A 20,815-nucleotide genomic window follows, 5' to 3' on the forward strand; every position below is an offset into this window, starting at 1 on the left:
CGCCGGTCACGGCTGCGCCCGTACGTCCACGATCCGCTCGAACAGGAACTCGTGCTTGAGGAAGGAGACGTCGTACTCACGCCCCGGGGTGGGCGGGATCAGCTGGGAGGCCTGGATCAGCCGCCAGCCGTCGAGAAGGGCTTCGAGGCCCGTCTCGTAGGGCGGTTCGTCGCTGTCGCCCGAGGTCGGGGTGGTGCGGCCGGTCCCGTCGTAGCGCGACCAGCCGACGACCCAGGAGTCCAGGGCGGAGGTGGACAGGTACAGCACCAGGACCTGTTGACGCAGTGTCGTTGCCGTGGTGGAGGTGTCGACGGTCATGCGGCTGTCTCCTGAGGGCGGATGTCGGCGGGTGCCTTGGGGCGGTTGGCGGTCCTGGTCACCCAGTAGTCGATGTCGAATGCGTCGTCACCGGTCAGCTCGCGCCACAGCAGGACGCGGTTGTACCGCTCCAGTCGGCCCGCCGCCTGCTCGTACCAGGGGAACGTCGCGTCCAGTTCGGTGTGCACGCGGGGGTCGTGCAGGTCCGTGGTGTCCCACAGCAGCCGCTGCCGCACCCGGGGGTTGAACCGGATCTTGAACATGTAGCGGCGGATGTCACTGTCGTTGCGACGGCCACCGTGCCAGATCCCGTGGTGCAGGAACACCACAGTTCCGGCCGGGCAGACAAGGCGGTCCTGGCCGCGCAGATTCTGGTAGCGGCCGGTGTCGGACTCGTTGATCCGCCGCAGATGGCTGCCGGGCACGCTGAGCGTGCCGCCCATCTCCAGGGTCACCGCCTGCGGGTAGTACATGAGCTGGACGTCGAAGGCGTCCGGCCGTACGTCGATGATGGCGTCCGCGTGCAGCGGCTGGGCCTGTCCTTCGTGCGGCTCGCGGGTGTGCACGGCGTGGTGGTCGACGGTCGGGCCCGGACCGACAAGGCTGTGCAACGCCCCTGCTACTGCAGGTAGTTCCAGCAGTCGGCGGGCGAAGGACCCCGGTGCGAAGGCCTGGGTCACGGGTGTTCCGTACGGCACCGGCGCAATGCCGTCCGCGAGCACCCGCAGCGCCTGGGCGTTCATCTCGGGCGGGACCACCGCGTCGAGGCGCAGCGACCCGCGCGCCACGAAGCGTGCCATCTGCACCGAACTGAGCAGCGCTCCGCCCGCCTGCAGTGTCTTCTTCGTCTCGTTCTCGGCTTCTTCCATGACCCACACGCTAGGAGCTGACGCGCCGGATCGCGTGGGCGGCGTTCACCGTCCACTGGTTGATTCTCACCCTCCGCTTCCTTCCCTGACGGCGCGCGGGGAGGCTCCGAGTTCACGGCGGCAGGCCTTGTTGAACGCCTGCAGGTCGGGGATGCCGACGGTCGCGGCGACGGCGGAGACGGACAAGGTGCTGGCCCGCAGCAGGTGCCGGGCCTGCGCCATCCTGCGCGCACGGACATAACCGATCACCGTCTGCCCGGTGGCCGCGCGGAACAGGCGCGTCAGGTGGTTGTGGGAGACTCCGGCCTCCCTCGCGATCTCGGGTACGGTCAGCGGCTCCGCGAGCCGCGCCTCGATCAGGGCCACCGCCACGGCCACCGCCGGATGGGCGGCCTGCGCGGTCCGGTCGCGGGGCGGGTCGAGCTCGGCCACCCGCCACAGCGCGGCCCACACCTCGGCCACCGCCCGCCCCGTCGCGTGCGGCCAGGCAGCCAGTGCCTGCCGCAACTGCCGGTCCAGCACGACGGTCTGGGCCCCGGCATGCTGAACCGTCGCCACCTCACGCGGCTCTCCGCACGCGCCGAGCCGCAGATGGACGTAGAGGTGTTCGGAGCGCCCCCGGTAGCGGTAGCGCACCGGCGTTCCGGGTGGCACCAGGCTGACACTGCCGGGGCGGATGGCGTACTCGACGCCGCCCACTCTCAGGTCGGCCTCGTAGTCGTAGAGATGGAGCTGCCAGAGGTCCGGCAGCTTGAACTCGTCCACCCGGCCGGCCGGTCCGTGCACGCCGATACCGATGGCCGCCGGAACCGGCGGATCGTCGAGCCGCACGAATGCCGTCCGTACGGGCTGAAGTTCAGTCACGGTTCCTGCATCCGCCCTACCGTCAAAAGCACACCTGAGCAGCGTACGGGGCCGTACCTGAACTTGGAGCGGCAGACGAGTCGGGCTGTACGCCGGGGAGAGCTACCGCAACGCTATGAACTGCACAAACGTGCAGGGAGGGCGTTTCCGTGGCTACCTTGATGGCTACGTAAGGAGGCGCCCCGCGCCGGAGCGGTCCGGACGGGGGCCTCGTCGTTCTCGGCACCGGTTCTGGTGGCCGCCAATGCGGACGACATCACCTTCGACATGGTGATCACCGAACTCAATCGGCGCGATGCACCGATGGTCCCGTTCAACCCCGCCGACACGGGCGAGGACCTCGCGGTCTCGGCTCGGTTCGACACCTGCCCAGCCCCCGTGGCGCCACCGGCCCGTTGTCCAGCTCCGCTTCCAGGACGGCGAACCGGCCCGGGACGGGACGCTCACTGGAATCCGTACTAGAATCTGTACAGAATCAAGCCTCTATATGGGTACGGTGACAGCATGGAGATCCCTGAGGTCGTGACCGTCAGCGATGCGCGCGCGAGACTGTCGCGGATCCTGACTGACCTGTCGGAGTCCGGCGCGGATGCCGACCCGGTCCTGATCGGCGCCCACCGCAAGCCCCAGGGCGTCCTCCTGTCCGTCGAGGCCTTCGAGGCGCTGAGCGGCCGAGCGGCACGACGTGCGGCCGTCGCCTCGGCCACTGGCTCCATCGAGGCCGAGGGGCTCCAGGCATCCAAGGCCTCCGACCGCGACACCGAGGCATATGTGAAGGGCGACCTCGACGCGGACACCCTTGTCGCCCGCGCGATCGCCCGCCACCGACAGACTTCGGAGCGGCGGGCAGGGTGAACGATCCGTACGCCATGCCCAACGGCGTGCTGCGCAACAAACTCGGCATCACCGACCATCAGCTGCTCGCGGCGGCGGAGGCGGACATCACCCGGGCACGCCTCGTCCTTCTCGCCGAACGCCCCCTACCCGGCGCGTACGACCTCGGCCATCTCCAAGCGTTCCATGCCACGATCTTCGGTGACATCTATCCGTGGGCAGGTGAGTTACGCACCGTGAACATCGCCAAGCGCACACCATTCTGCCCGGTAAGAAACCTGATGCCCTATGCCGCAGAGGTCTTCGGCCGTCTCGCCTCGTCCGGCCACCTACGGGATCTCCCCCGGCAGGAATTCGTCATCCGACTTGCCGCGCTGTACGGCGACTTGAACGTCATCCACCCGTTCCGCGAGGGCAACGGCCGCACCCAGCGGGCGTTCCTGACCCAGCTCAGCGCCGACGCGGGCTACGACCTGAACTGGTCGATCCTGGACCCTCAGCGCAACGAGGACGCCTCAGTGAAGAGCTTCCTCGGCGACAACAATCTGTTGGAACAGCTACTCGACGAGCTGGTCACCACGAACTGACGCCCGTCACTCCGGCCGGCAAGGATCCTCGAAAGGGCGTTGCGCCCCTCCGCTCCAGGGACTTCTCAGGGACTCTCAGCTCTGCCCGAGGCACTTTTCGCCGTAGACCCCGTACAGGCCGTTGACGTCGGGGTTGTTGGCCAGGATGGTCTCCGCGTCGGAGGTCACGGTCCCGCCGACGGTCTCCGGCCGTTGGCATGGCGGTGCCTGGGAGGCGGGCGGGGATGGTCGGTGGTGGTGCAGTCAGCAAGCACAGGCGGGCGAGTGGCCTGCTGTGGCCGTGCGAAAGCGCCGACCGTGGTGAACGGCCGCGGTGAGGGCGGCACGGTGACGATATGTGAGTGCCTGACGGTGGGTCAGGTCGTGGGGGCCATCGGAGCGGAGGACGGCCAGCCTCGCCGGGATCGCGACCCAAGTGGCTTGGCAGCAACGGTCGTTCGGCTTATGGCACTCGCTGTGACGACCCCTGGTGATCGGGGGTGGTCCCCCAGCCGAATGGCCGGCGCTCACGCTGACGGGAAGCGGTCCATGGCGGACTTCCCTTTCTCAGTGCAGGCCGGTGGTGCGACCGGGGCGACGCCGGTCAGCGCCGGGGGCGGGTGGCCGAGGTTCGCACCACAAGAGTGGGCGGGATGACGATGTGGGGTGTCTCGCCGGACGCCGGGATCCCGGCGTCGGGATCGCCGACGATCTCGATCAGCGCCCGCAGGGCACGTCGGCCGAGTTCGTCGAAGTCCTGACGGACGCTGGTCAGCGACGGGCCGAAGTACTCGGTCTCCGGCATGTCGTCGAAACCGACGACGCTGATGTCCTCGGGCACTCGGTGCCCGGCCTGTTGCAGGGCTCGCAGCAGGCCGAGGGCCACGTGGTCGTTGGCGCAGAACACCGCGGTGACATCGGGGTCGGCGGCGATCCGCTGACCGAGCTCGTACCCGGTGCCGGCCGTCCAGTCGACGCCGCCCAGCGGTTCGACCACCGGAGCGCCACGCTTCCCCAGCATGTTGCGCCAACCGGCCTCGCGCTCCTGCGCGTCGAGCCAGGAGCGCGGCCCGACCAGATGGTGCACCGTGCGATGACCAAGGTCGAGCAGGTAGGAGGTGGCGAGTTCGGCACCCGCCTCGTTGTCCACGGCGACCGAGGCCAGCGAGGTGTGGGTGCCGCAGCCGACCGCGACCAGGGGCACGTCCGACGGCACGTTCGCCAGTGCGGCGACCGCGGTGCTCTGCGGCGCGATGACGATGATCCCCTCCACGCCCTGGTCCCGAAGCCGGTCGACGGCATCCAGTACCGAGCGCCGGTCGAGCGTGCCGATCGCGGCCACGGTGACGAAGTACTCGTGCTGTCTGGCCGCCTGCTCGATGCCGTAGAGCATGCAAGCCGGGCCGTACAGCGTGCTGTTGAAGCTGATCACACCCAGGGTGCGGGTGCGGCGGGTGGCCAGGGTGCGGGCGGCGGCGTTGGGGCGGTAGCCGAGTTCACGGACGGCGGCGAGCACACGGTCCCGGGTGGCCGGCCGCACGTTCGGGTGGTCGTTGAGGACCCGTGAGACGGTCTGGTGCGAGACGCCCGCGACCTGGGCCACGTCCGCCATCACCGGTGCACGATCCGCGTCCATGCTCCACCTTCTCACGCACCATCATGTATCCGATCCGGCGCCTTCTCCGATGGGGGGCAGCGCGTCGTGGGCGAATTGTTAGCGCACACATCCTGAGAGTCAAGGCGCTCCAACCGCTCTCTTTCGGAATTCTCAACCGGGTTGACAGGCCCTAGAACCGCTCTGACCTGCCCATTTGTCGCCGCCAGCGTCGCCTACGCAATGCCGACCGGGCGCCGGAGCTATGGGAGTGCATGACCTTTGTTTGCACACTCTTGACTGTTCAGCAGTGTTGACCGGATGTTCATCCCGGCGTAAAAAGACGGAGTCGCGAGACCGGTCGATCATCATCGACCTCGCGAGAACAGTGCAGGCACAGCATCCCGGTCCAGCTCCAACAGGGCGTCCGACAGGCCGACCGTACCCCCGTCCCCATACAGCTCGGATAAGTGGCGGCATCCGAGAGCCCCCATTGTTAGCGCTCACAATTCCCCTGCTCGGCGGGTCGAACCCAAGACGGAAGAGGTCCACAGTGATAGCCACACATCTGAGAGGGCTCCGGCTGAGGGTGGTGGGCGCGGTCCTGGCATTGCTCGCCGGCATCCTGGCCGCCACCATCAGCACCGCTGGCACGGCCCAGGCCGCCTCGTCGCTGCCCTGCGACATCTACGGTTCCGCCGGGACGCCCTGCGCCGCGGCGCACAGCACCACGCGGGCGCTCTACGCCTCTTACAACGGCTCTCTCTACCAGGTCAAGCGCGCCTCGGACTCCGCCACCACCAACATCGGCGTACTCAGTGCCGGCGGCTACGCCAACGCCGCGGCGCAGGACTCCTTCTGCTCCGGCACGACCTGCGTCATCACCAAGATCTACGACCAGAGCTCGAACCACAACGACCTGACCATCGAGGGGCCGGGGGGCAACGGCGGACAGGACGTCGGCGCGATCGCGAACGCTCTGCCGGTCACGGTCGGCGGCCACAAGGCGTACGGCATCTTCGTGAACGCCGGCGTCGGCTACCGCGACAACAGCACCACGGGCATCGCCACCGGCAGCTCCCCCGAGGGCGCCTACATGGTGACCAGCGGCCACCACGTGAACAACCGCTGCTGCTTCGACTACGGCAACGCCGAGACGTCCGGCAACGACACCGGCAATGGCCACATGGACGCGATCAACTTCGGTACGGAGTGCTGGTTCTCGTGTTCCGGCGCCGGATCGGGCCCCTGGGTCGAGGCGGACCTGGAGAACGGGCTCTTCTTCGGAGGGAACGGAGCCAACTCGAACAACAAGGGCAACTCCAGCGAGTTCGTCACCGCCCTGGAGAAGAACAACGGCAAGACCACTTACGCCATCAAGGGCGGCAACGCCCAGTCGGGCAGCCTGACCACCTGGTACAACGGGGCCCTGCCCAACCTCGGCGGATACACCCCGATGAGCCTGGAAGGCGCCATCGTCCTGGGCACCGGTGGTGACAACAGCAACGGTTCGGCCGGATCCTTCTTCGAAGGCGTCATGACCTCCGGATATCCGACGGACGCCGCCGACAACGCCGTACAGGCCAACGTCACCTCGGTCGGCTACACCACCCCGACCGCGAGCTTCCCGGTCGCCGGCACCGCCTACCGCCTGACCAACGTGAACAGCTCCAAGGTCCTCGACGCCGTCAACTGCGGGACGGCCAACGGAACCGCGATCGACCAGTGGGCCTCGCTCGGCAACTCCTGCCAGCAGTGGAAGTTCGCCGGCGCGGGCAACGGCCACTACACGATCACCAACGTCAACAGCGGCACGGTCCTGGACGACAAGGACTGCGGTCAGTCCAACGGCACGGCCGTCCAGCTGTGGGCCTCGCTCGGCAACACCTGCCAGCAGTGGGACGTCACCGCCGTCGGCAGTCACTACACCATCAGCAACGTCAACACCGGCATGGTGCTCGACGTGACGAACTGCTCAACGGCCAACGGGACCGCGGTCCGTCAGTGGCAGCAGCTCGACAACACCTGTCAGCAGTGGAACATCGCGCCCTGACCGAACGACGAGTCGCCGATGGCCCGCCGACCTCCCCGACGGCGGACCATCGGCCCGTCTTGGAGCGCGATCGGTGGACGGGCCTCCAGACTGCCCGGACCTCACCCTCCACAGCCGGCCCGGAGCGCACTGATCCGCGCCTGGGCTCCACGCACATCCAGCCGCCGCCGGCGGAAAGGCACTTACCTCTCTCCCCCGGGTCAGCCTCGTTCCACCCGCCGCGCCCCACACGCAGTGTCCGACCGATCCGTCTCGCAAAGGAATTGCCGCATGCCTTCAGAAGCCGGACTGCCCCGCAGAACCGTCCTGACAGCCCTCGGTGCCGCGTCCCTGGCCGGGACCTTCGCTGCTTCCGCTCCCGCCCGGGCCGCCGAGCGCTCCGGCACGGCCGCGGACGCCACCGCCTCGGACCTGCCCGCCGCAACCGCACACTGGACCTTCGACGAGGGCTCCGGTACTTCCGCCGCCGACTCGTCCGGCAACGCTCACCCCGCCACGCTCCAGGGTGCGGCCGCCTGGGACACCGGCAAGGTCGGCGCCCACAGCCTGAGCCTCACGGCAGGCGGCAACGCCACCGCGTCCGGGCCCGTCCTCGACACCTCCAAGGCGTTCTCGGTGGCCGCCTGGGTCAACCTCAGTCAGCTGGGCGGCTACCAGACCGCCGTCAGCATCGACGGCAAGGTGGTCAGCTCCTTCTACCTGGGGCTGCGCGACGACACCGGCACCTTCGCCTTCGCCCGCCTCGACGCGGACGCCACCCAGAACGCCGCCGTGGCGGCCGCCGCCTCGGCCCCCACCACCGGCACCTGGACCCATCTGGTCGGCGTCAGCGACCCCTCGGCCGGTGTCACCCGCCTCTACGTCGACGGCGTGCTGGAAGGCGAAACCGCCTACACCGCGGGCTGGACCGGCACCGGCGACACGGCGATCGGCCGGGCGCTCTACGGCGGCGGGCACGTCGACCAGTGGCACGGCCTGATCGACGACGTATGGATGTTCCCGGCCGCCCTCACCTCCGACCAGGTCGCGACGCTGGCCGGAGTGCCGGTGGAGTCCACGACACCGCTGCTGAGCGTGGACGTCGCCCACCCCGCGCACGCGGTCTCCCCCATCCTTCCCGGCCTGATGTTCGAGGACATCAACCACTCCGGCGAGGGCGGCATCTACGCCGAGCTGGTGCAGAACCGCTCGATGATGGCCAGCGACACCACGCCCGCCCACTGGTCCGCCGTCGGCGGAACCACCCTCACGCTGGACACCACCACTCCCCTCAACGACGTCCTCAAGCGTTCCCTCAAGGTCGTGCTGCCGAACGGTACGGGAGCCGGAAACCGGGCCGGGGTGGCCAACGACGGTTTCTGGGGCATACCCGTGCGCCCCCGAACCACCTACACCGCCCGCCTCTTCGCCAAGGCATCGCGCCGAATCGGCCCGCTCACCGTGGCCATCGAGTCGGCGGACGGCGCGACGGTGTACGCCTCCGCACGGGTGCCCCACATAGGTACCGCCTTCCCCGACCACCCCTTCGAGCTGACCCTGCGCACCGGTTCAGGCGCCCCCGTGACCGGCGACGCGAGGCTGACCGTCACCACCGCCGATCCCGCGGCCGCGGGCGAGACCCTCTGGCTCCAGCACGTCTCCCTCTTCCCACCCACCTACAACAACCGCCCCAACGGCCTGCGCATCGACCTGATGGAGAAACTGGTCGCCCTGAAGCCGAAGTTCCTGCGCTTCCCCGGCGGGAACTTCCTCGAGGGCAGCACCATCGCGACGCGGTTCGACTGGAAGAACACCATCGGACCGGTCTGGGAGCGCCCCGGCCACATGGACGACGCCTGGGGCTACTGGTCCACGGACGGGCTCGGACTCCTCGAATACCTGCAATGGGTCGAGGACATGCACGCCCAGCCGGTCCTCGCCGTCTTCGCCGGCTACACGCTGAAGGGCGAACACGTCACCGGCGACGCACTCAAGCCGTACGTCCAGGACGCCCTCGACGAGATCGAGTACGTCACGGGCCCCGTCACCAGCACCTGGGGCGCGAAACGGGCCGCCGACGGACACCCGGAGCCGTTCCCACTGGAGTTCGTGGAGATCGGCAACGAGGACTGGTTCGACTCGTCCGGGTCCTACGACCAGCGGTTCACGGCCTTCCACGACGCGATCAAGGCGAAGTACCCGCACCTGAAGCTGATCGCCACGACGTCGGTGACGAGCCGCACGCCGGACCTGATCGACGAGCACTACTATCTCGCGCCGTCCGCCGCCCAGGCCTCCACCCACAAGTACGACAACCGGGACCGCAATTCGACGAAGGTCTTCGTCGGTGAGTGGGCCGCGCAGGAGGGCCGCCCCACCCCCGACCTCAACGCCGCGCTGGGCGATGCCGCTTGGCTGGCCGGACTGATCCGCAACTCGGACCAGGTCCTGATGGAGTGCTACGCGCCGCTGTTCTCCCACGTCAAGAACAACGTGTGGGCCACCAACCTCATCGCCTACGACAACCTCACCAGCTACGTGTCGCCCAGCTACTGGGCGCAGCAAATGCTGACAAGCCAACTGGGCAAAACGGTGCTGCCGGCCACCGCACGCGCGCTGCCCGGCCTCGCCACCGTGGCCACCCGCTCCGGCAACCGTCTCTACGTCGCGATCGTCAACTCCGGGACGGAGAAGGCGACCGTGCCGGTCGAACTGAAGGGCTTGGCGAAGGGTGTCAAGAAGAACGCCACCGCCACCGTCCTGACGGGCCCTTCACGCACGACCACCAACACCCTGGCCGACCCCAACACCCTCGTACCCAGCACCAGCACGGTCAAGGGCGCCGCGGCAACATTCACCAGTACCGTGCCGGCACTTTCCGTCACGGTCCTGGAACTCACCCTGACCTGACGCCTGCCGAATGCCACAACACACCCTGCCTGCCTGCTCGTTGCGGGCGGGCAGGGTGCAGTCTCGCGTGCGGGAACGCGGCTCGCAGTCCTGGCGCACAGCAGGCCGAACAGTGCCCCGTGGTGCTCGGCGGCGGCCGGTCGGAATCCGCCGGCGGGGCCTCGATCGGCCCGGCCTGGGGGTCGGCATCCACGTCGCCCCCGGGCCAAGCCGGGGCGCATCCGCCCGGGGGCAAATGTCAAGCATGCAGCTTGCCCACGAAGCCGGATTGTCGAAGAGGTACAAGCTCACGAAGCTTCGCGCCTTGCCCAGGCTTCGCAGCCGGACCATCCGGATCACGCAGGGCAGAGGCCTCTTGCCGCAGGCCAGAACCCGTCGCCGCCAATCTCCACCCTCGGAGCCCATGGCTGCTTTCATGGCTACGCACGTAGCCGTGCGACCCCGTTTGAACCGGTGCGGTACGGGTTCTGACTAAGCCTCAGATTCCACAAAAGGAGCCCCTGACCGGCACTTTCACTGGCCAGGGACTCTTGGGGGCAGACGAGTCGGGCTGTACGCCGGGTTCTGTCGCCCGGTCGCCTCGCGGCGGCCGGGGAGACGGCCATCCATCTAGGACCGGCGTTGCCGCCGGTCTCGTGCGGTCTACCCGCGGACTCGGGCGGGCAGCCCTCGAACGTCCGCGCAGAAACACCGGGGTGTTTCCTTTTGACCTTGCTCCGGGTGGGGTTTACCTAGCTGCCCAGGTCGCCCTGGGCACTGGTGGTCTCTTACACCACCGTTTCACCCTTACCGGAGGCCGAAGCCCCCGGCGGTCTGTTTTCTGTGGCACTGTCCCGCGAGTCACCTCGGGTGGCCGTTAGCCACCACCCTGCCCTGTGGAGCCCGGACGTTCCTCGGGAAGCCTCCGTCAAGAGGACTCCACGCGGCCGTCCGCCCGGCTCGTCTGCCGTGTCGACCATGCTACCCGGCGTGTGCGTTCGACCGGACCGGAGCCGGAACCGGGTCCCGCCGTCGCCAGGACCGAGCCCGCCAGGATCAGGGTGAAGGCCGCCGCGATGCCCGCCGTCAGTTCCTCGCCCAGGAACAGGGCTCCCGCCGCCACCGCCACGGCCGGGTTGACGTACGTGAAGACCGTCGCCCGGGTGGGGCCGACCTCCTTGATCAGTTCCAGGAACGCGACGAAGGCGAGTGCCGTGCAGATCGCGCCCAGGCCCACCAGCGCCACCAGCACCGGTGCCGACGGCATCTCCGAGGGCCACGTCGCCCCCGCGGCCGGCGCGTAGACCAGTGCCGCCAGTGCCAGGCAGGGGGCCGTCAGCTGGAGGGTCGGGACGTCCTTGAGCCGGCGCGCCGCGATCAGGGGTGCCGTCGCGTAGCCCAGGACCGTGAGCATGACCTCGCCCAGGGAGCGGGCGTCTGCGCCGGTCAGGTGCGGGACGGTGAGGACTCCCACACCCACCAGGCCCAGCGCCAGACCCGTCATCCGCCGTACGCCCAGGCGCTCCGTGTCCCCGAAGAAGCGGGCCACGACCACGCCGACGATCGGGACGCCCGCGATCAGCAGGCCGGCCGTCGAGCTGGACAGGTTCCTCTCCGCGTCCGTCAGCGTGAACCAGGGGCCGATGATCTCGATGCACGCGAAGGCCAGCATCGGTATCCAGTGCGTACGGACCGTGCGGAGCAGGCCGCCCTGCCGTATCGCGAAGGGAAGCAGCAGGACCGCGCCCAGGGCGCAGCGCGTGAACACCACCATGGACGGGGAGAGCGGGGCGTCCACCGCCACCTTGATCATCAGGTAGGGGATGCCCCAGACGACTCCCATGAGGGAGAACAGGAACCAGCCGCGTGCAGTCATGCGGAAACCATGCGCGCGCTCAGTACCCGCCGTCTTGAACGCTGTTGCGGTACGCCGCCGGAGTCACCCCCAGCACCCGGCGGAACCAGCGGGTCAGGTGCGCCTGGTCCGCGAAGCCGACGAGGGAGGCCCCCGTGTGCCTTACTGGGTCATTTGTGAGAATCGCGCAACACGATGACTGTCACGCACAGCTGCGCGGTGGCAGCTTCGCGAGCCCTCACCCGGCGACCGCGTCCTGTGCGGGTGGTGGTCACCGGGCGCAGTGGGCATCAGGCATTACCGGGGGAAGCTGGGCGCTGTCGTGCCTGCGCCCCGCACGGAGCGACCGGTGAGGATCGGGTGCGCGCGACGTGGGCCCTCGCCTTCGCGCAATCCTCTCCGGGAGCCAAGCGGCCGTGAGGGGGCCGCCCGTACCTGGCGATAATCCACAGCGGCGCGTTAGGTCGCTCCTCACAAGGCGGCGATCTCGCCGGCGGTCAGGCGAGCGAGGCAAGGGCGGCGTCCAGGCGGGCAGCGGCCTCCTGTGCGACGGGCTGCAGGGCGGGCAGGCCGGTGAGAGTGACCATGGTGTTCGGGTCCAGTGCCTGGACGAGCGTGTGGTCGCCCTCTCGGCGTACGACGACGTTGCAGGGCAGCAGCAGACCGATGGCGCGGTCGGCTTCGATGGCGCGGTGGGCCAGGGACGGGTTGCAGGCGCCGAGAATCAGGTAGTCCTCCATGTCGTGGCCGAGCTTGGCCTTGAGGGTGGCCGTGACGTCGATCTCGGTGAGGACGCCGAAGCCCTGGGCGGCGAGGGCTTCGCGTACGGCATCGACCGTGGTGGCGAAGTCGCTGGTCAGACTGACGGTGCGGTCGTAGCTCACGGGTTTCTCCCCTGATGGGCAAGCATGCGAACACACTCAACAATACCCCCCTGGGTATCGTGTACGCTCGTCGCCGCAGACCAAATTACCCCCCGGGGTATCTCAGGAGGATTCCATGACGAGCGTCGACCACGCCCCGAAGACCGGAGCCCCGCCTTTCCCACCCTCCCGACCCGGCCCGCTGGGGCGCCTCGGCGACTGGACAGCGAGCCGCTTCAGGACCGTCCTGGTGGGGTGGGTGATCGTGGTCGCCGTGCTCGGTGTCTTCGCGCCGCAGGTGACCACCGCACTGTCCGGTGCGGGCTGGCAGAGCAACGGATCGGAGTCCGTCGCGGTCCGGGAGCTGGCCCAGCAGCACTTCGGCGGCACCGGCTCCACCGCGATCCAGGTCGTCGTCCACGCCGACCGGCCGGTCACCGACCCCGCCGTGCGGACCGTGCTCGCCAAGGCGACCGGGCTGCTGACCGCCGACGACCGGATCTCCGAGGTCGTCCAGCCCCGGGCCGGGGCGACGATCAGCCGGGACGGCAGGACCGCCGTGCTGCTGGGCGGCGCCAAGGCCAACCCGGACGACATGGTGCGGGCCTCCGACGACCTCAAGGATCCGCTGCGCGCGCTGTCCACCGACGGCATCGACGTGCGGGCCACTGGGGCGTCCGTCCTGTGGAGCGACTTCAACACCGCCAACCTGGATGCGATGATCAAGGCCGAGATTCTGTCCTGGCCGGTCATCCTGGTCGTCCTGGTGATCGCCTTCGGCTCGCTCGTCGCCGCCGGCCTTCCCCTGCTGCTCACCATGGCCGGGCTGGCCGCCTCCGTGGGCTCGTTGGTCCTGATCAGCCATGTCACGCCGATCTCCATCTGGGCCATGGACTTCGCCCTGATGTTCGCCCTGGCGCTCGGTATCGACTACGCGCTCTTCCTGGTCATCCGCTTCCGCGGCGCCCTCGCCCGCCACGGCGACCCACGCCGCGCGGTGCAGGAGACCATGGACACCGCGGGCAAGGCCGTCCTGCTGTCCGGACTGACCGTGCTCGTCAGCCTGTCCGCCGTGATGCTCGTGCCCGCCCCGGCGGTCCGCACCATGGCCGTTGGCATCATGCTCTCCGTCGTCTTCGTGCTCGCCGCGACTCTGACTCTGCTGCCCGCCGTCCTCGGCAGGCTGGGCCCGCGCATCAACAAGCTCGCCCTGCCCCGGACCCGCACCGACCAGGTCGTCTCCCCCCGCTTCGGCGCCTGGGGCGAGCAGCTGTGGCGTCACCCGCTGCGCTACGGGGTCCCCGCGGTGCTGGTCCTGGTCGCGCTCGCTGTCCCGGTGTTCGGGCTGAAGACCGCGATGCCGTCCATCACCGTCGTCCCCGCCTCCGACAGCTCACGGCAGGGCTACGAGATGGTGCAGCAGGCCCTCGGTAAGGGCGCCCCCGGCATGCTCCAGATCGTCACGCCCACCGCCCAGGCACCGGCCACGGCCCGCACCCTCGCCTCCACCGACGGCATCGCCGCCGTCCTGCCCGCCCAGCCGGCCGCCGACGGCTCGCGCTGGAGCCTGATCCAGGCCATGCCGTCGGTCGACCCCTCCGACGCGTCACTGACAAATACCGTCAAGACCCTCCGGGCCGAACTCCCGAGCCAGGCGTCGGTCGGCGGCGCGGCCGTGGAGAACATCGACCTCAAGCAGGCCCTGGACGACAAGGCCCCGCTGGTCATCGGCGTCATCCTGGCCCTCGGCTTCGTCCTGCTGCTCATCGCCCTCCAGGCCCCGCTGATCGCGGCCCTCGGGGTGCTCACCAATCTCCTCGCCACCGCCGCCGCCTTCGGCGTCGCCCGGCTGATCTTCCAGGACGGCCACGGCTCCGGGCTGCTCGGCTTCGACCCGCAGGGATTCCTGGACGGCTGGGGTCCGGTCTTCTTCTTCGCGATGATCTTCGCCATCGCCATGGACTACACCGTCTTCCTGCTCTCCTCCGCCAAGGAGCACTTCGAGCGCACGGGCGACCCCCGTAAGGCCATGACCGCCGCCCTCGCGCACTCCGGCCGCGTCATCTTCGCGGCAGCGGGCGTCATGGTCGCCGTCTTCTTCACCTTCGCCCTCGCCGAGCCGCTCCCGCCCAAGGAGATGGGCATCGTCCTCGGCACCGCCGTTCTCCTCGACGCCTTCCTCATCCGACTCGTTCTGCTCCCCGCCCTGCTCCGCGTCACCGGCCGTGCCGCGTGGTGGAGCCCCGCGTGGCTGCGCAGGGTCCTGCCCGACATCCGCTTCTCCCACGACTGACCGCCCCCTGCCCTGGTGGCCTCCGGCCCCGCGCCGGGGTCACCGATACCCCAGGGGGTACGATCGACCGTAATAAACCCACTCGGAGGAGCCGCCCGTGAAGGTCGACGAGGAAGCCAGCACCGCCGTTCTCAACCGCCTCCGTCGCGCCCAGGGGCAGCTCGCCGGTGTCATCGCCATGATCGAGGCCGGCCGCGACTGCAAGGACGTCGTCACTCAGCTCGCCGCGGTTTCCCGCGCCCTGGACCGCGCCGGCTTCAAAATCATCGCCAGTGGCATGCGCCAGTGCATGACCGCCGCCGACGAGGACACACCCCCGATGGGCGAAGCCGAACTCGAAAAACTCTTCCTCGCCCTTGCCTGACACACCTCGGCCGCGCACCACGACCATCAGTTCGTCCGTGGAGGACCAGGCGCCGAACTTGCGGCTGTCGGAGGCGCACGCAGTGCCGGTACCCCACCACATCTCATCCCGGACGGCGAAGGTGGCGTTCACCAGCTTCCGCAGGGCCGCGCGCATGTTGGCGCGGTTGACGAACAGGTGCCGCACCCGCCGCAGCGTCGCCTCCGACTCGCCGTGCTTGCCGGTCACCGCGACCCGCTTGATCCCCATGTTCGTGCCCAGACCGAACAGGACCAGCAGCAGCCGGCGCCGCAACACGTCCTTGGACAGATTCTCTCTGGTGGCGACCGAGGCGAACTCGGCGATGAAGTCCGTGTCGAACTCGGCGTACTTCAAGATGTCCAGCAGGTCGATGGTGCCCCAGCGCCGCTCGATCTCGCCCTTGACCGCCACCAGGCTCTCGGGCTCCTCCTGCTTGCCGCGCGGGGAGACGCGAATCCACGGCTCGCCGTGTTTCTTGACGATCGCCACCCCGCCCGTCGTGCCCTCCGCCAGCGCCCGCTCGAAGCGGTCCAGCGAGGTACGGAGCTTGCCTTGCAGAGCGGCGATGAACTCCCTGGCGTCCTGCGGCTGGCCCAGCGCGGCGTAGTGCACGTCCCGGTTGTCCTCGAAATCCGCCGGCAGCTCATCCTCCGGGTTACGCCACCGGTTCGCCCCAACCACCCAGATCTCCCGGCGCCGCACCGCGTCCCGCAAAGCGACCAGCACGCACAGCTCGTACGGGATCCGCTCGACACGACCCTTCTCGTCCACCACCGCCGCCCGCCACTGCTCGGGCACCACCCCCGCCAGCGGCACACTCTCCGCCGGATCGAAGAACGCCCCCTCCTTCAGCGGCTGCTCCAGGTACCGCTGGAGCAGATCGATCGCGTCCATCACCGGCCGGTAGGCCGTGTTGTTGCACTTCAGCTCCAACGCGCCCAGCAGCGGCTAGAGCATCCGGCGCCAGTGCGCCGAGTACGACGACCGCAGCACCGTACGGACCCTCGCCTTGTAGCGGGCCTCGTTCGCCGCGGCCTCCGCCGCCAGTGCCTTCAGCGTCTTCTCCCCGCCGACCACCGGATAGATCACCCGCCGCACCGTGCCGGACGGCTCCGACAGCGCCGCCTCCGCGACCCGCAGCAGCATCCCCTCCTTGCCCCGGACCTTCTTCAGCTCGGCGTTCAGCTCCTTGTCGACCTTCCGCTCCGCCCGGGTGTTGATCTTCAGCACCAGCTGGATGAACAGGTCCACCAGCGAATCGGTGATCTCCGTCTGCCGCACATGACACAACGCAGCCAGCAGCGTCAGCCGCCGCGGCGGCTTCATCAGCTCCAGGTTCGCCGGGTACTCCTTCGCCGCCCGCGCCCGCCACGCGTCCACCACCTTCTCCGACACGTCCGCGAACAAGTCCGCGGGCAACTACAACCGCCGCACCCGGTTCAGCTTGTTCACCTCCGCCAGCAGACTCTCCAGCCCCGGCGCCCCCGGGTCGGCCTTCAATTCGGCGAAGTGCGACCGCCCGCCGCCCGACACCGCACCCTCACCGTCCACTCCCTCGCCCGTCTCCTCCCCGCTGCCGGCGACCAGATCTTCCAGGCGCGAGCGCGTCGCGTGCGAGATCCGCTCCACCCGGCTGCGGCAGAACTGGGCCTCGAAGTCCGTGACCGCCTTGCCCACCAGCCGCCCGACCCGCCCCGGGGCCGGCGGCTCGATACGGTCGTTACGGCACCGGGCCACCACCGCCTCTGCCAGCCGCTCCCGCGACAGCTCCACCGGACACAGCTCGGCGGCAAGCCACTCGGCCAGCCGCTCCTGGTCCTCCTCGGTGTTCGCCCTGAACCCGTACGCCTCCCGGATCTCCTTGCGGTGCCGCTTGATCCGGTCGCCCTGCCAGTCGTAGTCCGCCCACGCCCCGGCGGGAACCTTCACCTGCTGGGCCACGTACTCCACCGCCGCCGCGGGCATCTCCCTGGCGGACTCCGGGAACCGGGCCTCCACCTCGAAAAACTTCAGCAACAGCGCGAAGCCCAACCGGGTCGCCCCGGACTTGTTCCGCACCTTCTTCATGTCGTCTTCGAGCAGCGTCCAGACCTCGATCAGGTCTTCCGGCTCCCAGTCCTGCCGCACCCATGCTCCCTCGCCCAACCAGTTGGATCACCACAGGGTGGCGAGGCGGAGCCGGAGAGAAGATCAGAAGAGCACAACTGTGGCCGGAAGGTTACTGAGCGCTACACGCCACCTGGCGGTAGCTATACGAGAACAGGGCCGATTACGCAGGCGATTGCGCAGCCGATTGCACCAGCGGTCAGGCAGGCGCGAAGCGCACGGTGGCTGCTTCCGGGTCGGCCTGCGTGAGCCGGACCCGCAGGCGCTCGCCCAGGGGCAGGTGCTCGCCCTCGATCCGGCCGATGATCGCCGGAGACTCCAACTGGACTTTCCCCACCGTGAGTTGACGGCCCGCGGGCTGGCGCTCCTCGACCTCCACCACGTACCCGTCGAAGACTTCGCCCACCCGGTCCTTGAGCAGCACCGCCTCCACGATGTCCACGCACGCGCGCTCCACCGCGCCCGCGAGCCGGCTGCCGTCGGCCATCTCCTTCGGCAACACGCCCAGCGCCGCGAGCACCCAGTCCGCAGGGGGCTCGCCGGCCACGGTCGCGAGGCAGATCTCGGCCGCGTAGCGGTCGGCGAGCCGCCTCAACGGCGCCGTGCAGTGGGCATAGGGGGCGGCGACCGCGGCGTGCGTGGTGATCGGCGGAAGGGCCCCGTCCCGGAAGACGGTGTAGCCCGCGCCGCGCAGCAGAGTCGTGCACTCCTGGAGAAACGCCGCGTGCCGCGGTCGGTGCGGGTCGAGGGAACGGATCAGCTGGGCGTACGAGACATGGTGCGGCCACTCGATGTGCAGCGCCTGCGCGGTACGGCGCAGACGGCCGACGGCGCCGTCCGGGGCGGCAGGAAGGGTGCGCAGCACGCCCGTGCCACCCGCCAGCATCAGATCCGCGGCCGCCATCCCGGTCAGCAGGGAGATCTGCGCGTTCCATCCCTCGGCGGGCAGCGGCGCCCGGTAGGCGAGCTCGTACGCGTGGTTTCGCTCGACGATCTCCTGCTCGGGCACGTTCAGCGAGATCCCGCCCCGCTCCGCCTCCAGCCGCTGCCGCGCCTGCCCGATCTCCGCCAGCAGCGCGAGCGGCTCCTCGGCCGTCCTCCGGTCGATCTGCCGCTGTACGCCGGTGTAGTCGAGCTTGGCCCGGCTGCGGACGAGGGCACGACGGACGTCGACGGCGCCGGTGCGGCCTTCCGCGTCGAGGTCGATCGTCCAGAGCACCGCCGGTCGGACCTGGTCCGGGAGGAGGCTGGCGGCGCCCTCGCTGAGCGGCGCGGGATGCAGCGGGATCTTCTCGTCCGGGAAGTACAGCGTGGCCACCCGCCGGTGGGCCTCCGCGTCCAGCGGCGCTCCCGGCGCGACGAACGCGGCGACGTCCGCGATGGCGTAACGGACGCGGTAGCCGGTGCCGTCCCGTCGGGACAGGTGCATCGCCTGGTCGAGATCGGTCGATGCCGGCGGGTCGATGGTGAAGAAGGGGATGTCCGTGGCGTCGTACGACGGAAGGACGGGGGCCTTCGCGGCCCGCTCGGCCTCGGCGAGCACCTCGGGCGGAAAGCTCTCCGGGACGCCGAGTCCGGAACGCAGTGCGGTGAGGGCCGCCCGGAGGGGGGCTTCGGGGGCGCCGGTCACGCGGATGTGGCGGCGGGGCATGTAGCGAGCGTAGGGCCGTGGCCGCCTCGGGGCACGCCGTACGCTGTCGCAGAGCTCAAACAGAAGGAGATCTTCCGTGCTGGTCCTGCTGCCTCCCTCCGAAGGCAAGGCGACCTCCGGCCGAGGCGCCCCGCTGAAACTGGAGTCGCTGTCCCTGCCCGGACTGACCCCCGCCCGTGAGGCCGTGCTCGGCGAGCTGGTCGACCTGTGTGCCGGGGACGAGGAGAAGGCGCGCGAGGTGCTCGGGCTGAGCGAGGGGCTGCGGGGCGAGGTGGCGAAGAACGCCGGACTGCCGACGGCCGGGGCCCGGCCCGCGGGGGAGATCTACACGGGTGTGCTGTACGACAACCTCGACCTGGCCTCCCTGGACGCTGCCGCGAAGAGGCGTGCCACCCGGTCCTTGCTCGTCTTCTCCGGACTGTGGGGTGCCGTCCGGGTGACCGACAGGATCCCCTCCTACCGCTGCTCGATGGGTGTGAAGCTGCCGGGGCTCGGGGCGCTGGGCTCCCACTGGCGGACGGCGATGGCGGACGCGCTGCCCGAGGCCGCCGGGGACGGGCTGGTGCTGGATCTGCGCTCCTCCGCGTACACGGCCGCGTGGAAGCCGAAGGGCGAGGTCGCCGGACGGACGGCGAGCGTACGGGTGCTGCACGCGCCGACCCGCAAGGTGGTCAGCCACTTCAACAAGGCGACCAAGGGGCGGATCGTACGGAGTCTGCTGACGGCGGGCGCGGCGCCCAAGGGGCCGGCCGCGTTGGTGGAGGCGCTGCGGGACCTCGGTCATGTGGTGGAGGTGGAGCCGCCGAAGGGGGCCGGGAAGGCCTGGACGCTGGATGTCCTGGTGGACGAGGTTCACTGATACATCCGCACGGACCTCCACTGAGACGTCCCGTCAGACGTCCTATCAAGCGTCCGATCAGGCGTCCGACGAGACGTCACCGGCACCCACGCCTGGGCGGCCATCGTTGCAGCATGCGCAATGAGCTTTGCGCATGCTGCGTCACCTGGGCAGTATGGCGCCATGCCCACCTCGCTGCTGGATCTCGCCCCCGTCGTGCCCGTCGTCGTCCTCGATGACGACGCCGACGCCGTACCGCTCGCGCGGGCGCTGGTCGCCGGTGGGCTGCCGGCGATCGAGGTGACGTTGCGGACGCCGGCCGCGCTGGAGGCGATCCGCGCGGTCGCCCGTGCGGTGCCGGACGCGGTGGTCGGGGCGGGCACCGTGATCACGCCGGAGCAGGTGAAGGAGTCGGTGGCCGCCGGGGCGCGCTTCCTGGTCAGCCCGGGCTGGACGGACATGCTTCTGGAAGCCATGCGGGCGTCCGGGGTGCCGTTCCTGCCGGGGGTGTCGACCACGTCGGAAGTGGTGGCACTGCTGGAGCGCGGGGTGCGGGAGATGAAGTTCTTCCCGGCGCAGGCGGCGGGCGGGACGGCGTACCTGAAGTCCCTCGCGGGGCCCCTGCCGCAGGCGCGGTTCTGTCCGACGGGCGGGATCGGTGCCGCGAACGCACCCGAGTACCTCAGCCTGCCCAACGTCGGCTGTGTGGGCGGAACCTGGATGATCCCCGCGGACGCCGTCGCCGCCAAGGACTGGGGGCGGATCGAGACGCTGGCCCGGGAGGCGGCGGGGCTCGGGCCGCGCGGCTGACCTGCTCCGCACTCCGGCACGGACCGGTTGAGGACCCGGACCCGCCCG

16 protein-coding genes, 1 other RNA gene and 3 pseudogenes are annotated in these 20,815 nt (G+C 69.7%); 8 read left to right on the forward strand and 12 right to left on the reverse strand.

All coding sequences use genetic code 11. The features are described 5' to 3' along the window. Window positions 1-6 precede the first annotated feature (6 nt). The 3 genes from OOK07_RS12205 to OOK07_RS12215 form a co-directional block, all read right to left on the reverse strand. The gene (locus OOK07_RS12205; protein ID WP_266679694.1) at window positions 7-318 is read right to left on the reverse strand and encodes a hypothetical protein; all 312 of its coding nucleotides are present in this window, start codon (window positions 316-318) and stop codon (window positions 7-9) included. Beyond that, entirely contained in the window at window positions 315-1,187 is an 873-nt protein-coding gene (locus OOK07_RS12210) for a phytanoyl-CoA dioxygenase family protein (RefSeq protein WP_266796374.1), read from the reverse strand. The genes OOK07_RS12205 and OOK07_RS12210 overlap by 4 nt, the downstream gene beginning before the upstream one ends. A 66-nt stretch (window positions 1,188-1,253) precedes the next feature. Next, on the reverse strand, window positions 1,254-2,051 hold the full coding sequence (locus OOK07_RS12215) for a helix-turn-helix transcriptional regulator (protein ID WP_266679698.1): 798 nt from the start codon (window positions 2,049-2,051) through the stop codon (window positions 1,254-1,256). Window positions 2,052-2,555: 504 nt separating this feature from the next. Between OOK07_RS12215 and OOK07_RS12225 the strand changes: the two genes are divergently transcribed. Together OOK07_RS12225 and OOK07_RS12230 are read left to right on the forward strand one after the other, a co-directional pair. Continuing rightward, window positions 2,556-2,906 (forward strand): antitoxin VbhA family protein, encoded by a 351-nt coding sequence (locus OOK07_RS12225; protein ID WP_266679700.1) that lies wholly within the window; start codon window positions 2,556-2,558, stop codon window positions 2,904-2,906. Continuing rightward, window positions 2,903-3,472, forward strand: a complete 570-nt coding sequence (locus tag OOK07_RS12230; protein ID WP_266796377.1) for a Fic/DOC family protein — start codon at window positions 2,903-2,905, stop codon at window positions 3,470-3,472. The genes OOK07_RS12225 and OOK07_RS12230 overlap by 4 nt, the downstream gene beginning before the upstream one ends. 583 nt (window positions 3,473-4,055) lie before the next feature. Here the strand turns inward: OOK07_RS12230 and OOK07_RS12235 are convergent. After that, complete coding sequence (locus OOK07_RS12235) at window positions 4,056-5,087, reverse strand: substrate-binding domain-containing protein (protein ID WP_266679704.1); 1,032 nt, start codon at window positions 5,085-5,087, stop codon at window positions 4,056-4,058. 511 nt (window positions 5,088-5,598) lie between these two features. On the opposite strand from OOK07_RS12235, the gene OOK07_RS12240 reads away from it, so the two are divergent. Both OOK07_RS12240 and OOK07_RS12245 read left to right on the forward strand, forming a co-directional pair. Beyond that, window positions 5,599-7,098, forward strand: a complete 1,500-nt coding sequence (locus OOK07_RS12240) for an arabinofuranosidase catalytic domain-containing protein (RefSeq protein WP_266796380.1) — start codon at window positions 5,599-5,601, stop codon at window positions 7,096-7,098. Window positions 7,099-7,368: 270 nt separating this feature from the next. After that, complete coding sequence (locus tag OOK07_RS12245; protein WP_266796382.1) at window positions 7,369-9,987, forward strand: alpha-L-arabinofuranosidase family protein; 2,619 nt, start codon at window positions 7,369-7,371, stop codon at window positions 9,985-9,987. A 537-nt stretch (window positions 9,988-10,524) separates the two neighbouring features. On the opposite strand, the gene rnpB is transcribed toward OOK07_RS12245, so the two are convergent. The 4 genes and pseudogenes from rnpB to OOK07_RS12270 all read right to left on the reverse strand — a co-directional run bounded on the left by rnpB (window position 10,525) and on the right by OOK07_RS12270 (window position 12,705). Continuing rightward, window positions 10,525-10,929, reverse strand: an RNA gene (gene rnpB, locus OOK07_RS12250) — RNase P RNA component class A. Window positions 10,930-11,059: 130 nt separating this feature from the next. Beyond that, a pseudogene (locus OOK07_RS43420) lies at window positions 11,060-11,842 on the reverse strand (EamA family transporter); the annotation flags it as partial. A 19-nt stretch (window positions 11,843-11,861) separates the two neighbouring features. Further along, a pseudogene (locus tag OOK07_RS12265) lies at window positions 11,862-11,972 on the reverse strand (AraC family transcriptional regulator); the annotation flags it as partial. A 346-nt stretch (window positions 11,973-12,318) separates the two neighbouring features. Beyond that, entirely contained in the window at window positions 12,319-12,705 is a 387-nt protein-coding gene (locus OOK07_RS12270) for a DUF302 domain-containing protein (RefSeq protein WP_266796386.1), read from the reverse strand. Between the two features lie 115 nt (window positions 12,706-12,820). On the opposite strand from OOK07_RS12270, the gene OOK07_RS12275 reads away from it, so the two are divergent. Together OOK07_RS12275 and OOK07_RS12280 are read left to right on the forward strand one after the other, a co-directional pair. Further along, on the forward strand, window positions 12,821-14,977 hold the full coding sequence (locus OOK07_RS12275; RefSeq protein ID WP_266796388.1) for an MMPL family transporter: 2,157 nt from the start codon (window positions 12,821-12,823) through the stop codon (window positions 14,975-14,977). A 97-nt stretch (window positions 14,978-15,074) separates the two neighbouring features. Then, window positions 15,075-15,341 (forward strand): metal-sensitive transcriptional regulator, encoded by a 267-nt coding sequence (locus OOK07_RS12280; RefSeq protein WP_266801929.1) that lies wholly within the window; start codon window positions 15,075-15,077, stop codon window positions 15,339-15,341. 48 nt (window positions 15,342-15,389) lie between these two features. Here the strand turns inward: OOK07_RS12280 and OOK07_RS12285 are convergent. The 4 genes and pseudogenes from OOK07_RS12285 to OOK07_RS12300 form a co-directional block, all read right to left on the reverse strand. Further along, window positions 15,390-16,256, reverse strand: a pseudogene (locus tag OOK07_RS12285) (Tn3 family transposase); the annotation flags it as partial. A gap of 54 nt (window positions 16,257-16,310) precedes the next feature. Next, complete coding sequence (locus OOK07_RS12290; protein WP_266796390.1) at window positions 16,311-16,757, reverse strand: hypothetical protein; 447 nt, start codon at window positions 16,755-16,757, stop codon at window positions 16,311-16,313. A 24-nt stretch (window positions 16,758-16,781) separates the two neighbouring features. Beyond that, entirely contained in the window at window positions 16,782-17,489 is a 708-nt protein-coding gene (locus OOK07_RS12295) for a DUF4158 domain-containing protein (RefSeq protein WP_266796392.1), read from the reverse strand. 178 nt (window positions 17,490-17,667) lie between these two features. Continuing rightward, window positions 17,668-19,119: an RNB domain-containing ribonuclease gene (locus tag OOK07_RS12300; protein ID WP_266796394.1), complete on the reverse strand. Its 1,452-nt coding sequence runs from the start codon at window positions 19,117-19,119 to the stop codon at window positions 17,668-17,670. A 76-nt stretch (window positions 19,120-19,195) separates the two neighbouring features. On the opposite strand from OOK07_RS12300, the gene yaaA reads away from it, so the two are divergent. After that, window positions 19,196-19,978 carry a peroxide stress protein YaaA gene (gene yaaA / locus OOK07_RS12305; RefSeq protein WP_266679720.1) on the forward strand — a complete coding sequence of 261 codons (783 nt, stop codon included), beginning with the start codon at window positions 19,196-19,198 and terminating at the stop codon, window positions 19,976-19,978. A 162-nt stretch (window positions 19,979-20,140) separates the two neighbouring features. After that, window positions 20,141-20,767: a bifunctional 4-hydroxy-2-oxoglutarate aldolase/2-dehydro-3-deoxy-phosphogluconate aldolase gene (locus OOK07_RS12310; RefSeq protein WP_266679722.1), complete on the forward strand. Its 627-nt coding sequence runs from the start codon at window positions 20,141-20,143 to the stop codon at window positions 20,765-20,767. Window positions 20,768-20,815 lie beyond the last annotated feature (48 nt).

It is taken from the genome of Streptomyces sp. NBC_00078 (assembly GCF_026343335.1).
Classification (GTDB): domain Bacteria; phylum Actinomycetota; class Actinomycetes; order Streptomycetales; family Streptomycetaceae; genus Streptomyces.